The organism is Bradyrhizobium sp. CCBAU 53340, assembly GCF_015291645.1.
GTDB lineage: Bacteria > Pseudomonadota > Alphaproteobacteria > Rhizobiales > Xanthobacteraceae > Bradyrhizobium.
Genome location: NZ_CP030055.1, coordinates 6,813,371 through 6,827,309, shown reverse-complemented (window position 1 = coordinate 6,827,309; position 13,939 = coordinate 6,813,371). Strand labels below are relative to the sequence as shown.

Genomic DNA, 13,939 nt, shown 5'->3' with positions numbered 1-13,939 from the left:
GTCATCCTGAGGTGCTCGTCTTGCGAAGCAAGGCGAGCCTCGAAGGGCGACGGCCCGGCTGCATCGAGGCCGTGCATCCTTCGAGGCTCGGCCAGCGATGCGCTCGCATCGCCGGCCTCGCACCTCAGGATGACGGAGCCAACGCTGTTGTGCGACGAAGGAAGCGGGTGTGGAGACTTTGCGCTCGCCCCAAGGTGATGTCTGGCGCGAAGGCTATGGCCTTGCGGATTTCCGCGCCGACGTTTTCGCAGGCCTCACGGTTGCGATCGTCGCGCTGCCGCTGTCGATGGAGATCGCGATCGCCTCCGGTGTGACGCCGGACCGCGGCCTTTACACCGCGGTCGTCGGCGGCTTCATCGCCTCGCTGCTCGGCGGCAGTCGTTTCCAGATCGGCGGGCCCGCGGGCGCCTTCATCGTGCTGGTCGCGGTGACGGCGGAGCGGCACGGCGTCGACGGGGTCATTCTCGCCACCCCGATGGCGGGTCTGATGCTGGTCGCCGCGGGCCTGCTGCGCGTCGGCACTTACATCAAGTTCATTCCCTGTCCCGTCACGGTCGGCTGCACTGCCGGCATCGCCGTGATCATCTTTGCAAGTCAGCTTCGAGCGCGCGGTCGCCGACATCAAGGCGGCCCCCGGCGTGGCCGAAGCCACGGAGTAGCCTCCGCCTGCTTGACAGGAGCGACAGGACGCGAAATGGATCGGCCTCGACACGACCCGAGGGACAGATGAGCGCGCCGAAAACCCCCGCAGCCTGCTTGATCGGATGGCCGGCCGCGCATTCGCGCTCGCCGCTGATCCATCATTACTGGCTGCGCACGCTCGGCATCGAAGGCGGCTATGTCATCGAGGCTGTTCCGCCCGATGATCTCAGGGATTTCGTGCTGCGGCTGTCGCTACGCGGTTTCGTCGGCGCCAACGTCACCATCCCGCACAAGGTCGGCGTGCTCGAATTGTCGACCCCCGACGCGCGCGCCAAGGCCGTGGGCGCCGCCAACACGCTGTGGTTCGAAGACGGTGAGCTGCGTTCGACCAATACCGATGTCGAGGGCTTTCTCGATAATCTCGACGCCAGTGCGCCCGGGTGGGACAAAGCCAGTGAGGCGCTGGTTCTGGGGGCGGGGGGCGCCTCGCGCGCGGTGGTGTTCGGCCTGCTCGACCGCGGCTTCACCAATGTCCATCTTGCCAACCGCACCCTGGCGCACGCCGAGGCACTGGCGACGCAGTTCGGGCCGAACGTACGGCCGCTGCCCTGGGAGGGGATCAACGACGTCCTGCCGCGCGCAAAACTTCTCGTGAACACGACCTCGCTCGGCATGCACGGGCAACCCGCGCTCGAGGTCGATGCGGCGCGACTGCCGCAAGGGGCCGTGGTCGCCGATCTCGTCTATGTTCCCCTGGTGACGCCGCTGCTCGGCGCCGCAACGGCCCGCGGACTGAGGACCGCCGACGGCCTCGGCATGCTCCTGCACCAGGCGGTGCGCGGCTTCGAGCTATGGTTCGGCCAGCGACCCGAGGTGACCGCCGAGCTCCGCGCGCTGGTCGAGGCCGATCTCACAAAGACTTGAGAGAATAGTGCGCCGTCTCCGGCGTTCTACCCCGTGGGACAATCGGAGACATCAATGACGATCCAACGTGCAAGTTTCACGCGTCCACTCATCGCCGTCGCGATGGTGGCTGCTTCCACCTTTGCTGCCGTCGCGCAAAAGGCGCCGGTGCCGACGCGCGTGCGCGGCACGGTCGAGGGCGTCGATGGTGACATCCTGCAGGTCAAGTCGCGCACCGGCGAGGACGTCAAGCTGCATATCGCCTCCGACGCGCGCGTCGTCGGCGTCACCAAGATCTCGCTCGCCGACGTCAAGGTCGGTTCCTTTGTCGGCGCCACCACCGTGCCGGGGCCGGACGGCGGCAACAACGCCGTCGAGGTCCATGTGTTTCCGGAGAGCATGCGCGGCACCGGCGAGGGCTCGCGGCCCTATGATCTCAAGCCGAATTCCAGCATGACCAATGCCACGGTGTCGGAGAGTGTGATCGGCAATGACGGCCATACGCTGCTGGTGAAGTACAAGGACGGCGAGAAGAAGGTGTTCGTCTCCGATATGACACCGGTCGTGACCTTCGTTCCCGGCGATAAGTCGGAACTGAAGGCCGGCGCCCAGGTCATCGCATTCATGAAGCAACTGCCCGACGGCTCGTTCGAGACCAATCGCGTCAGCGTCGGGCGGGATGGCCTGACACCGCCGATGTGATCGGGGGTCTCAGGGAATAGCGGCGATCGCACGGGGTTTGCCGTTGATCGCCGCCACTTCCCGAGGGGACAATCATGTCGAAGCTGAACAACTGGATGCTGTGCGCCGTCGCGGCCGCGTTCGTTGCCTGTCTCGTGACGTCATCAGTGTCGGCGCAGCAGGCGCCGACGGTCCGCATCCGCGGCATCATCGAAGACGTCGACGGCAACACGCTCGCGATCAAGACCCGCGAGGGCAGCGATGTGAAGGTGAAGATGACCGACAACGTCGCCGTCTTCGCCGTGGTGAAGACGGAGCTCTCCGCGATCAAGGAGGGCTCTTACATCGGCGTCACCGCGATGCCGGAGCCCGACGGCACGCAGAAGGCCATTGCCGTCCACATCTTCCCGGAAAACCAGCGCGGCGTCGCTGAAGGTTTTCGCCCCTGGGATGCGCGCGCCAATTCCACCATGACCAACGCCACTGTGGCAGAGACGGTGAAGGGCACCGACGGCCAGAACATCACGGTGAAATACAAGGACGGCGAAAAGAAAGTCGTGGTGCCGCCTGATACCCCTGTTGTCACCTTCGTCGCCAGCGACAAATCGGAAGTGAAGTCCGGCGCCAAGCTGATCATCTTCGGCGCGGCGAAGAAGGACGACGGCACGCTGGAGGCGAACCGGGTCAATGTGGGGCGTGACGGCGTGACGCCGCCGATGTGAGGCGAAGCTGCTGCTATATTCTCGGTGTCGTCCCGGCGAAGGCCGGGACCCATACCGCGTGATTTATCGATAGTTGCAGGTATCAATACCGCGCGAAGGCTCAGCAACTTCCAGTCTTCGCCAAACCAACTCCCGTGGTTATGGGTCCCGGCCTTCGCCGGGACGACGGCTGAGTTAGTAGCGGCACCTCGCCATCCCTACGGTGCCACCGCAATCACGTGATCGTCGATCTCGTCGATCCTGTTGACGCCGCACAGGCCCATCGTGGTCAGCAGCTCTTTCTGGATGATGTCGATCGCCTTGGCGACGCCGGCCTGACCGCCGGCACCCAGGCCATACGCATAAGCGCGGCCGATCATGCAGGACTTGGCGCCGAGCGCGAGCGCGCGCATCACGTCCTGGCCGGAGCGGATGCCGCCGTCGAACATGATCTCCATCTTGTCGCCGACCGCGTCGGCGATCTCCGGCAGCACCTCGATTGAGGACGGCGCGCCGTCGAGCTGACGGCCGCCATGGTTCGACACCACCAGCGCCTGCGCGCCGGTCTTGGCGGCTTCCTCGGCGTCCTCGACGTCGAGAATGCCCTTGATGATGAGCTTGCCCGGCCAGATGCTGCGGATCCACTCGACGTCCTTCCAGTTCAAGGAGGTGTCGAACTGCGAGGCGGTCCATTCGGCGAGGCGGTTGAGGTCCTCGGTGTTCTTCACGTGACCGGCGATGTTGCCGAAGGTGCGGCGCTTGCCCTGCAGCACGCCGGAAACCCAGGCGGGCTTGGTCGCGAAATCGAGGAACTTCGACAGTGTCCACTCCGGCGGGATCGTCATACCGTTCTTGATGTCGGCATGGCGCTGGCCGATCACCTGAAGATCGACGGTGAGCACCAGCGCGCTGCACTTGGCGGCGATCGCGCGCTGGATCAGGTCCTTGATGAAGCCGCGGTCCTTCATCACGTAAAGCTGGAACCAGAACGGCTTGTCGACGGCGGCCGCGATGTCCTCGATCGAGCAGATCGACATGGTCGATTGCGTGAATGGGATGCCGGCGGCTTGCGCGGCGCGGCAGGCATGGATCTCGCCGTCGCCATGTTGCATGCCGAGCAGGCCGACCGGCGCCAGGATCAGCGGCATGGTCGAGGGCTCGCCGAGGATCGTAGTCGAGGTGTCGCGCTTGGAGACGTCGACCAGGATGCGCTGGCGGAACTTGATCGCCTGCATGTCCTCGCGGTTGGCGCGCAGCGTTTCCTCGGCATAGGAGCCGCGGTCGCAATAGTCGAAGAACGCCTTCGGCACGCGGCGCTTATGCAGCGCGCGAAGATCGTCGATACAGGTGATGTGCTTCATGAACGTTCCCCGGCCCGTCTCGTGGCGAAGTCTTGCATCGGAAGATTGAGGGGTCATCTAGCATGGTTGGATGCACAGCCAAATCGTTTGCCGGAGGGACGCCATGACCAAGCCGCACGCGAGGCCTTCGCCGGAAGAGATCAAGGAAAAGCAGGCCCTCGACGACGCGCTGGAGGAGGGGCTGGAAGAGACCTTTCCGGGCTCCGACCCGGTCAACGTCACCCAGCCCGCGCCCAGCCGCGGAGACGGCCATGTGAAGCGGAAAGACTAGCGAAGGGTTCCGCTTCGTTCTGCCCCTAAGGCGGAAATATAATACTAACAGCAGGTTACCGGGCCGCTGGGGTTCCCGGTTCCGTAATGATTCATCATATTTTTTGAAGCCAAGTTAGCCGTGTGGGCGTTATAAGACCCCAGCAAATCAGGGATGCGGGGCTCGTTCGGGCACCCGGAGGTTGTCTTGGGGATCCCTGGTTGTTGCTTGGGGGACGATATGAGCCGCAAATATTTCGGGACGGACGGGATCCGGGGCCGCGCCAACGGACTGATCACGCCGGAGCTCGCGCTCAAGGTCGGCCAGGCCGCAGGCCTTGCATTTCAGCGCGGTGACCACCGCCACCGGGTCGTGATCGGCAAGGACACTCGCCTGTCCGGCTACATGATCGAATATGCGATGGTCGCAGGCTTCACCTCGGTCGGCATGGACGTGCTGCTGGTCGGCCCGATGCCGACGCCGGCGGTCGCAATGCTGACCAAGTCGATGCGCGCCGATCTCGGCGTCATGATCTCGGCCTCGCACAATCTGTTCGAGGACAACGGCATCAAGCTGTTCGGCCCGCAGGGCTTCAAGCTCTCCGACGACGTCGAGAGGCAGATCGAGCAGCTGCTCGACGAATCGCTCGACAAGCGGCTGGCACAAAGCGCGAGCCTGGGCCGCGCCCGCCGCATCGACGGCGTGCATGACCGCTACATCGAATTCGCCAAGCGCACGCTGCCGCGCGACCTCTCGCTCGAGGGCCTGCGCGTCGTGATCGATTGCGCCAATGGCGCCGCCTACAAGGTGGTGCCGGAAGCGCTGTGGGAATTGGGCGCCGACGTGGTGCCGATCGGCGTCGAGCCCGACGGCTTCAACATCAACAAGGATTGCGGCTCGACTTCGCCGGAGGCGCTGTCGAAGAAGGTACGCGAGATGCGCGCCGATATCGGCATTGCACTCGACGGCGACGCCGATCGCGTCATCCTGGTCGACGAGCGCGGCCATGTCGTCGACGGCGACCAGCTGCTCGCGGTGATCGCGCAGAGCTGGAAGGAGGACGGACGTCTGTCGCGTCCGGGCATCGTCGCCACCGTGATGTCCAATCTCGGCCTCGAGCGCTTCCTGAAAGGGCAGGGGATCGATCTCGTGCGCACGCCGGTCGGCGATCGCTACGTGCTCGAGCAGATGCTGAACGGCGGCTACAATCTCGGCGGCGAGCAGTCCGGCCACATCATCCTGTCCGACTACGCGACGACCGGCGACGGCTTCGTCGCCGCGCTGCAGGTGCTGGCCGTGGTGCAGAAGCTGCGCCGGCCGGTGTCCGAGGTCTGCCACCGCTTCGATCCGCTGCCGCAGATCCTCAAGAACGTCCGTCACAAGGGCGGCAAGCCGCTCGACGATTCCGACGTCAAGTCGGCGATCTCCGACGGCGAGAAGCGCCTCAACGGCCATGGCCGCCTCCTGATCCGCTCCTCCGGCACCGAGCCCGTGATCCGCGTCATGGGCGAGGGGGAGGACCGCATCTTGGTCGAGGACATCGTCGACACCATCGTCTCCGCGCTGGGCCAGGCGGCGGCGTAAGGTCGCTCTTACCCTCCCCCTGGAGGGCAGGGCTATCGCATATGGCCGAACAGGGCGAGGAGGAAGGTGTCGTCCCAGCCGGCGCGCTTGATTTTCCGGCGTATGGAGGTGGGACCAGGACAAGATCGAAGGATGTTGAGCGCGAGTCTGCGCAGGATGGCGAGGTTCTCGGGAGCATGATCCATTCTCGCCCGGTTGCCGTCTTCGTCGAAGTGGACGTCGAGCACCCAATGCAACTGGTTCTCGATCGTCCAATGACTGCGCGTGACCGACAGCAGCCGCCTGGCGGACATGGGCTTGGAGAGCAGGTAATAGCGCACGACCGGCGGCTCGGCGCGATTGCCCTGCAATTGCCTGCGCGAGGTGACGCGGCCGATCGCAACGACGCCAGGGAAGCTGTGGACGGCAGCCAGACTGGTATTGCGCATGATGGTTGCCCGGCGCGCTTCGCGCCGGTCGTGGGTGGAGGGTTCGACCGTTTTGGTGGCCCTACGCTCGCCGGACCGAGCAAACTGCCCGACCACGGCCTTGAACAGCGGTCCACGGTTGGCCTTGATTGCCAGCACATAGTCGCCGCCGCGATCGAGCACCGTCTTTGCCATCGCGCGATGGCAATGCAGCGCATCGGCCGTGACGATGCAGCCTTCAAGAGACAGCAGCGCCAATACCTCCAATGCCCCCTTGGTCTCGTTGCGGCCGGGGGCCTTCTGCTGGGCAAGAGACATTCGCGCCTCCACCGCAAAGACGTTGACCAGGTGCAGAGGCTCGTAGCGCGAACCACGCTCGAAGGCGCCCCGCAGCGCCTTGCCGTCGACCGCGACCACTCCGGTGAGATTGAGCCGGTTAGCCTTGGCAAACGCCGCCATGAAACGCCGGAACGCAGCTTCGAACGCTTCCGGCTCGAGCAAACGGAACACGCGGCTGAAGGTGTCGTGACTGGGAATCCCGTGCGTCAGGCGCAGAAACAGTCGCAGCAGGTCTTCCTTGGCCTCTCCAAACTCCGCCATGTCCGAGCAGGTCTCTGCTCCGCACAGCACCGCAGCCAAGGCGATAACCAGCACCTCCAGCAGATCGTGCCGTGCGTTCGCCGCGCGCGGGTCCGACAACCGCCGAAAAGCCTTCTTGAACTTCCCCATCCGACTCCCTCCGCGTTGTGGGAGTCGTTCTCAGAATCCACCTTGTCAAACAATGCAATAGAGGCCGCAAATCCATATGCGATTCCCCTGCCCTGGAGGGGGAGGGTCGATCGCGCGCAGTAGGGTGGGCAAAGCTCACCCCACAAGCAGTATCGTAGGGTGGGCAAAGCGAAGGGTGCCCACGCGTGCTCGCGAATCGAGAGAGATGGTGGGCACGGCGCAAGGGCGCCTTTGCCCACCCTACGATTCCGGACTCGTGGAGAGAGTCTCGCGCATCCCAGCCATTTGCGATTGGCGCTGGTTCGGCCGCCGCGCGCATCGTACCTGTGAGATCGCGGCAATCTGCCGCGCCGGGATGCTGCATTGAACAAGCCTGTCGTCGTCCATGCGGAAACGCTGACCGAGCCCGTCGTCGTCAGCGACGTCGCGCCTGCTGCCGCCACGTCTGCTGTCAAGACGGCCGCGGGGCCGGCCTATATCGTGCTCGCCGGCATCAGCGTCTCGCATTTCCTCAACGACACCATGCAGTCGCTGATCGCCTCGGTGTATCCGATCCTGAAGGATACCTGCGCGCTCGACTTCGCGCAGATCGGCATGATCACGCTGGCCTTCCAGTTCACGGCCTCGCTGCTGCAGCCGGTGGTCGGCCACTACACCGACAGGAAGGCGCAGCCTTACTCGCTGTCGATCGGCATGGCCTCGACCTTCTTCGGCCTCTTGCTGCTCAGCGTCGCCCAGCAATATCTCGTCATCCTCGTCGCTGCCGCGCTGGTCGGTCTCGGCTCGGCGGTGTTTCACCCGGAATCGGCGCGCATCGCGCGGCTCGCCTCCGGCGGCCGCTACGGCTTTGCGCAATCGGTGTTCCAGCTCGGCGGCAGCTTCGGTACCTCGATGGGGCCGGTGCTCGCGGCGCTGATCGTCGTACCGTTCGGGCAGGGCAGCATCGCCTGGTTCTCCTCGATCGCCTTCCTTGCGATTCTGATCCTCTGGCGCATCGGCCGCTGGTACGCGCCGCAGATCAAGGCGAAGAAGGCAGCAGTGGTTCAGGCCCATCCTGATGCGCCGAGCTCGCGCCGCGTCGCCGTTGCGCTCCTCGTGCTGGTCGCGCTGCTGTTCTCCAAGCAGCTCTACGTCTCGAGCCTGTCGAGCTACTACATCTTCTATCTGATCGACCGCTTCGGCGTGTCGACGCAGACGGCGCAGATCTATCTCTTCGTCTTCCTCGCCGCCAATGCGGTCGGCGCGTTCTTCGGCGGCCCGCTCGGCGATCGCTTCGGCCGCAAGATCGTGATCTGGATCTCGATCCTCGGCGCATTGCCGTTCACGCTGGCGCTGCCGTTCGCCGGGCTCTACGCGAGCGCGGCGCTGTCGGTGATCATCGGCCTCATCATCTCCTCGACGACGTCGTCGATCATCGTGTTCGCGCAGGAGCTGGTGCCGCACCGCTTCGGCATGATCTCCGGCGTGTTCTTTGGCGTCGCCTTCGGCATCGGCGGTCTCGGTGCCGCCGTGCTCGGCAAGCTCGCCGATCACACCTCGATCGAGTTCGTCTATCAGGTCTGCGCCTATCTGCCGGCCATCGGCCTGCTCGCGGTGTTCTTGCCGAAGCTGCCGCGGCACGCGCGTTAACAAACCTTGCTTCGCTGCATTGCGGCTTCACACATCGTTAGCAATTGCGGCTTCCAGCTGCCGCTTTTTTGCAACGCTAGCGCTGCATCCGCGTGTGGGGTGAGAAAAAATCAACCTTAAAAATTAGGGTTAAGCGGCGCTTAAGCATTTGCTGCCATCGTCCGAGCCGTGAGTTTCCAGAACGTGGGGCGCCCGTATTTTGCCCCACCGGTCATAAGGACGAAGCCAATGCGTAGCGTTAAGTCTCTCCTTGCCGCGGGTGCGGCAACACTGATCTCGTCGATGGCATTCGCCGCCGATATGCCGATCGCCGCTCCCCCTCCGATGTACGCGCCGCCCGCCCCGCCCGCAGATTTCGGCGGCTGGTATCTGCGCGGCGATATCGGCATGACCAACCAGAGCGCCAAGCGCATTGACGCCGTCCTGCCGGCCGGATTCTCGAAGACGACGCAGGGCCTCGGATTCGACTCCTCGCCGTTGTTCGATCTCGGCGTCGGCTACCGCTTCAACAACTGGTTCCGTGCCGACGTGATCACCCAGTACCGCGGCAGGGCCAACCTGCACGGTTCGGACAACGTGGTCGGGCCCGCCTTCGTCGGAAACGACAATTACAGCGGCAGCAAGTCCGAATGGGTCGTCATGGCCAACGCCTATGTCGATCTCGGCACCTGGTGGTGTATCACCCCGTTCGTCGGCGCCGGCCTCGGCGGCTCCTACAACAAGCTCAGCGGTTTCCGCGACGACGGCATTCAGATCGCCGGCGGCGTGCCTTCCAGCAGCGCCACCTACTTCGCCGACAACGGCAAGTGGAATTTCGCCTGGGCCGCTCATGCCGGTCTCGCCTACAAGGTCAATCCCGGCTTCACCGTCGAACTGGCCTACAGCTACATGGATCTCGGCGACGCCGCTCCGGGCAACTTCCGCGCCTTCGACAACAGCATCTCCGGCCCCTCGACGATCAAGATCAAGGACATCACCTCGCACGACGTCAAGCTCGGCGTGCGCTGGGATCTCAACAGCCCGCCGGCCTACATGCCGCCGCCGCCGCTCGTCACCAAGGGCTGATCGCAAGCCTCATCGCTTAACGTCTCTTAACGGCGCGGGATCATCCCGCGCCGTTTTGCTTTGCGTATTTTTCATAGGCAGCGGCGACAAAGGCCTCTGACGCAACCATTGGTTAAGGTTAACGGGCGATGATCATGCTCGAGAGTTCGAGTTCGATGGAGCGTTGCAATGCGTAGGCTTTGGTTGGTGGCGGCGATGTTCGGATCTATGTCCGCCGCACACGCGGCCGACATGCCGGATCTGCCCGTCCTGCGCGGCGGCTTCACCGACGGTCTGTCCAAGACGTCCCACAATTGGGACGGCACCTATTTCGGCGGCACTGCCGGCTACACGACCGACACGACCGATTTCGGCCAGAGCGTGATCGGCCTGACCAACTACATCTTCCGCGACAGCGTGCTGCAGGGGCCAACGTCGACGTGGTCGCTGCTGCAGAAGGCCAACACGCAGGGCGTCAATTTTGGCGGCTTCGTCGGCCAGAATTGGCAGTGGTACGACGCCATCCTCAGCCTCGAAGGCACCTACAGCTATTTCGGCAACCTCTCGACGGGGTCGACCGGCTCCAACTCGCTCGTGATCGTCAACCCGCCCGGTGAGGTGCGCGCCCCCGGCATCACCAACAATTATGCCGTGTCGCTGACCGGTACCGCCACGGCTCAGGTCAAGGACATGATCTCGCTGCGCGGCCGCGTTGGATGGGACGGCGGGCCTTTCATGCCGTACGCCTTCTTCGGCGCAGCCGTCGGGCGGATGGACGTCACGCGCACGGTGACGAGCAACGTGCAACTGCGCACCGACGTGACGACAACGGATATCTTCGGCAACACGACGACCACGTTGGGTGTCTACGGGCCCGTTCCGGCACAGTCGGGCACGCAGGGCCAGCACCGGACCAACACCTTCGCGGTGGGCTGGACCGCCGGCCTCGGCCTCGAATACTGCATCTGGGACGGTCTGTTCGCGCGCGTGGAATACGAATACGTCAAGTTCTCGCCCGTCATGAACACCTCGGTGACGCTGAACAACGCGCGCGTCGGCGTGGGCTACAAGTTCTGACGCCGCTTCACTGCGCCGCGGTTGACAGGTTTGCCGCGTCCTGATGCTCTGTCGCTCGACAAGGGGCGACAGCGATGCAGATTTACGGCGACAGCAATTCGGGCAATTGCCTGAAGGTGAAATGGGTCTGCGATCATCTCGCGCTGCCCTATCGCTGGGTCGAGATCGACACGCGCAAGGGCGAGACGCGCACGCCGCAATTCCTCAAGATGAACGGCGCCGGCCAGGTGCCGACCGTGGCCTTCGACGACGGGCGCACGCTGGCGCAGTCCAATGCCGTCATCCGCTATCTCGCCCGCGACAGTGCACTCGTTCCGCGCGATGCCTTTACCGCCGCCAAGATGGATGAATGGCTGTTCTGGGAGCAATACAGCCACGAGCCCTACATCGCGGTGTGTCGCTTCCTCATGGTCTATCTCGGCAAGGATGCTTCCGAGCTCGATCCTGACAAGGTCAAGCGCGGCTATGCCGCGCTCGACCGCATGGAGCAGCACCTGGCGGCAAGCCGTTTCTTCGTAGGCGATGCGGTTTCGCTCGCGGACGTCTCGCTGCTCGCCTATACCCGCCTCGCCCATGAAGGCGGCTTCGATCTTGGCCGCTATCCGGCCGTCCGCCGCTGGATCACCGAGGCCGAAGCCCATCTCGGCCTGCCGCCGGCGCGCTGAGGCCTTTGCGCCGAGTTCTGGAGTTTGCCGTATGAACGATAAGTCCGTCTCCATCCGTCTCGCGCGGCGCGAGGACGTGCCCGCGATCGTGGCGATGCTCGCCGACGATCATCTCGGCCGCGCCCGCGAGCGCGTCGAGGATCCGCTTCCGGCCAGTTACTATCAGGCGTACGAGCGCGTCGAGCGCGACCAGAATCTCACGCTCGTTGTCGCCGAGAGCGAGGGCAGGGTGGTGGGCTGTTTGCAACTCGCGGTGCTCGCAGGCATCAGCTCGCAAGGCGGCAGCCGTGGTCTGCTCGAGGATGTCCGTGTTGCCGCCGATTGCCGCAGTCGCGGCATCGGCGAGCAATTGGTGCAATGGGCTGTTACGGAAGCCAAAGCACGCGGCTGCAACCTGGTCGAACTGCTGACACATTCGAGCAGGGTTGACGCGCAGCGCTTCTACAAGCGTCTTGGATTTTCCCTGAGCCACGCCGGCATGACTGTCCGCTTTTGAGGCAGCTCGCGGCAGGCGTTGCGCAAGCTGCCAAATCGGATCGCGCGTTCGTTCATCTTAACAGCTGATAAACTACCCCTTGGTCGTTCACTCTGTTTGAGGAACGAAGGGTGCTACCAGTGCTTCAGACACCGGGCTCGGTCGGTTCGGGGATTTTCAATGACAAGCTATTCCATGATCAAGGTCGGCAACGATTACGTTGTGCAGGCCAACGACAAATGCATTTTGAAGGTCGGCAGCCGCCGTCGCGCGGCGCAATTGATCAGTGATGCCACGGACTTGCTGAACGCGCTCGCCGTGGTCGAAGCCCCCGATATCGCGCCGGAATTGCCTTCACTCCGCCGTGAGCCACCGGAAGTTTCTTGACTGGTCTACCCGATTCCCGTATCAGCCGCGGCGGGACACCTCCCCCCAACGGGAGGCTTACTATCTGGAAGGGTAGATCATGACTGTAGCGAAGCCCGCTTCGCGGCCGACCGTGCCGCATTTCTCCTCCGGCCCCTGCGCCAAGCGCCCCGGCTGGAACGCCCAAAATCTCAAGGACGCAGCGCTCGGCCGTTCGCATCGCGCGAAGGTCGGCAAGACCAAGCTCAAGCTCGCGATCGATCTGACGCGCGAAGTGCTTGAAGTCCCGGCTGATTATCGCATCGGCATCGTGCCGGCCTCCGATACCGGCGCGGTCGAGATGGCGCTGTGGTCGCTGCTCGGTGCACGGCCCGTCACCACGCTCGCCTGGGAATCCTTCGGCGAAGGCTGGGTCAGCGACATCGTCAAGGAATTGAAGCTCAAGGACGTCACCAAGCTCAACGCTGCTTACGGTGAGATTCCTGATCTCTCCAAGGTGGACCCCAAGAGCGACGTCGTCTTCACCTGGAACGGCACCACGTCGGGCGTACGCGTGCCGAACGCTGACTGGATCAGCGCGACCCGCGAAGGCCTGACCATTTGCGACGCGACCTCTGCCGCATTCGCGCAGCCGCTCGATTGGGCCAAGCTCGATGTCGTCACCTTCTCCTGGCAGAAGGCGCTCGGCGGTGAAGCCGCGCATGGCATGCTGATCCTCTCGCCCCGCGCGGTGGAACGGCTCGAGACCTACAAGCCGGCCTGGCCGCTGCCGAAGATCTTCCGCATGACCAAGGGCGGCAAGCTCAACGAAGGCATCTTCGTCGGCGAGACCATCAACACGCCGTCGATGCTCTGCGTCGAGGATTATCTCGACGCGCTGAACTGGGCCAAGTCGATCGGCGGCCTCAAGGCGCTGATCGCGCGTGCCGACGCCAACACCAAGGTGCTGGCCGACTGGAAGGCGAAGACGCCGTGGATCGACTTCCTGGCCAAGGACGCCGCGATCCGCTCCAACACCTCGGTGTGCCTGAAGTTCACCGATCCCGCGATCACCTCGCTGTCGGATGACGCGCAGGCGGAGTTCTCCAAGAAGCTGGTTGCCCTCGTCGAGAAGGAAGGCGCCGGCTACGACTTCGCCTATTATCGCGACGCGCCGGCAGGCCTGCGCATCTGGTGCGGCGCCACCGTCGAGGCCAAGGACGTCGAGCTGCTGACGCAGTGGATCGACTGGGCCTTCGCCGAGACCAAGGCGCAACTCGCCAAGGCAGCTTAAGTTCTTACCCTCCCCTGGAGGGGGAGGGTCGACGCACCGTCAGGTGCGGCGGGGTGGGGTGATCTCTCCACACGGCGCACCGGCAATTTTCTTTGTTGCGGCTTCACCCCACCCCGGCGCTGTGCGCGCCGACCCTCCCCCTCCCGGGAGGG

At 64.2% G+C, this 13,939-nt stretch carries 14 protein-coding genes and 1 pseudogene; 13 read left to right on the top strand and 2 right to left on the bottom strand.

Annotated elements, in window-relative coordinates:
• Positions 1-169: 169 nt before the first annotated feature.
• The 4 genes and pseudogenes from XH89_RS32275 to XH89_RS32260 all read left to right on the top strand — a co-directional run.
• Positions 170-604 (top strand): annotated as a pseudogene (locus XH89_RS32275) (SulP family inorganic anion transporter); the annotation flags it as partial.
• A 122-nt stretch (positions 605-726) separates the two neighbouring features.
• Positions 727-1,566, top strand: a complete 840-nt coding sequence (locus XH89_RS32270) for a shikimate dehydrogenase (RefSeq protein ID WP_194464339.1) — start codon at positions 727-729, stop codon at positions 1,564-1,566.
• A gap of 54 nt (positions 1,567-1,620) precedes the next feature.
• Positions 1,621-2,247, top strand: a complete 627-nt coding sequence (locus XH89_RS32265; RefSeq protein WP_194464338.1) for a hypothetical protein — start codon at positions 1,621-1,623, stop codon at positions 2,245-2,247.
• Between the two features lie 74 nt (positions 2,248-2,321).
• The gene (locus XH89_RS32260; protein ID WP_246767681.1) at positions 2,322-2,948 is read left to right on the top strand and encodes a hypothetical protein; all 627 of its coding nucleotides are present in this window, start codon (positions 2,322-2,324) and stop codon (positions 2,946-2,948) included.
• Between the two features lie 197 nt (positions 2,949-3,145).
• On the opposite strand, the gene XH89_RS32255 is transcribed toward XH89_RS32260, so the two are convergent.
• Positions 3,146-4,288, bottom strand: coding sequence for an alpha-hydroxy acid oxidase (locus XH89_RS32255; protein WP_194464337.1), 1,143 nt, complete (start codon positions 4,286-4,288; stop codon positions 3,146-3,148).
• Positions 4,289-4,391: 103 nt separating this feature from the next.
• Here XH89_RS32255 and XH89_RS32250 point away from each other — a divergent pair, with 103 nt between their 5' ends.
• Positions 4,392-4,559, top strand: coding sequence for a hypothetical protein (locus XH89_RS32250; RefSeq protein ID WP_194464336.1), 168 nt, complete (start codon positions 4,392-4,394; stop codon positions 4,557-4,559).
• Between the two features lie 219 nt (positions 4,560-4,778).
• Complete coding sequence (glmM, locus tag XH89_RS32245) at positions 4,779-6,122, top strand: phosphoglucosamine mutase (RefSeq protein ID WP_194464335.1); 1,344 nt, start codon at positions 4,779-4,781, stop codon at positions 6,120-6,122.
• Positions 6,123-6,154: 32 nt separating this feature from the next.
• On the opposite strand, the gene XH89_RS32240 is transcribed toward glmM, so the two are convergent.
• The gene (locus XH89_RS32240; protein ID WP_194462274.1) at positions 6,155-7,258 is read right to left on the bottom strand and encodes an ISAs1 family transposase; all 1,104 of its coding nucleotides are present in this window, start codon (positions 7,256-7,258) and stop codon (positions 6,155-6,157) included.
• Positions 7,259-7,621: 363 nt separating this feature from the next.
• Between XH89_RS32240 and XH89_RS32235 the strand changes: the two genes are divergently transcribed.
• The 7 genes from XH89_RS32235 to XH89_RS32205 all read left to right on the top strand — a co-directional run bounded on the left by XH89_RS32235 (position 7,622) and on the right by XH89_RS32205 (position 13,787).
• Positions 7,622-8,887, top strand: a complete 1,266-nt coding sequence (locus XH89_RS32235; RefSeq protein WP_194464334.1) for an MFS transporter — start codon at positions 7,622-7,624, stop codon at positions 8,885-8,887.
• Between the two features lie 228 nt (positions 8,888-9,115).
• The gene (locus XH89_RS32230) at positions 9,116-9,952 is read left to right on the top strand and encodes an outer membrane protein (RefSeq protein WP_194464333.1); all 837 of its coding nucleotides are present in this window, start codon (positions 9,116-9,118) and stop codon (positions 9,950-9,952) included.
• 168 nt (positions 9,953-10,120) lie between these two features.
• On the top strand, positions 10,121-11,008 hold the full coding sequence (locus XH89_RS32225) for an outer membrane protein (protein ID WP_194464332.1): 888 nt from the start codon (positions 10,121-10,123) through the stop codon (positions 11,006-11,008).
• 74 nt (positions 11,009-11,082) lie between these two features.
• Positions 11,083-11,673 (top strand): glutathione S-transferase family protein, encoded by a 591-nt coding sequence (locus XH89_RS32220; protein ID WP_194464331.1) that lies wholly within the window; start codon positions 11,083-11,085, stop codon positions 11,671-11,673.
• Between the two features lie 31 nt (positions 11,674-11,704).
• The gene (locus tag XH89_RS32215; protein WP_194464330.1) at positions 11,705-12,169 is read left to right on the top strand and encodes a GNAT family N-acetyltransferase; all 465 of its coding nucleotides are present in this window, start codon (positions 11,705-11,707) and stop codon (positions 12,167-12,169) included.
• Between the two features lie 174 nt (positions 12,170-12,343).
• Positions 12,344-12,535, top strand: a complete 192-nt coding sequence (locus XH89_RS32210) for a hypothetical protein (protein ID WP_246767680.1) — start codon at positions 12,344-12,346, stop codon at positions 12,533-12,535.
• Between the two features lie 79 nt (positions 12,536-12,614).
• Complete coding sequence (locus XH89_RS32205; protein ID WP_194464328.1) at positions 12,615-13,787, top strand: phosphoserine transaminase; 1,173 nt, start codon at positions 12,615-12,617, stop codon at positions 13,785-13,787.
• Positions 13,788-13,939: the final 152 nt, after the last annotated feature.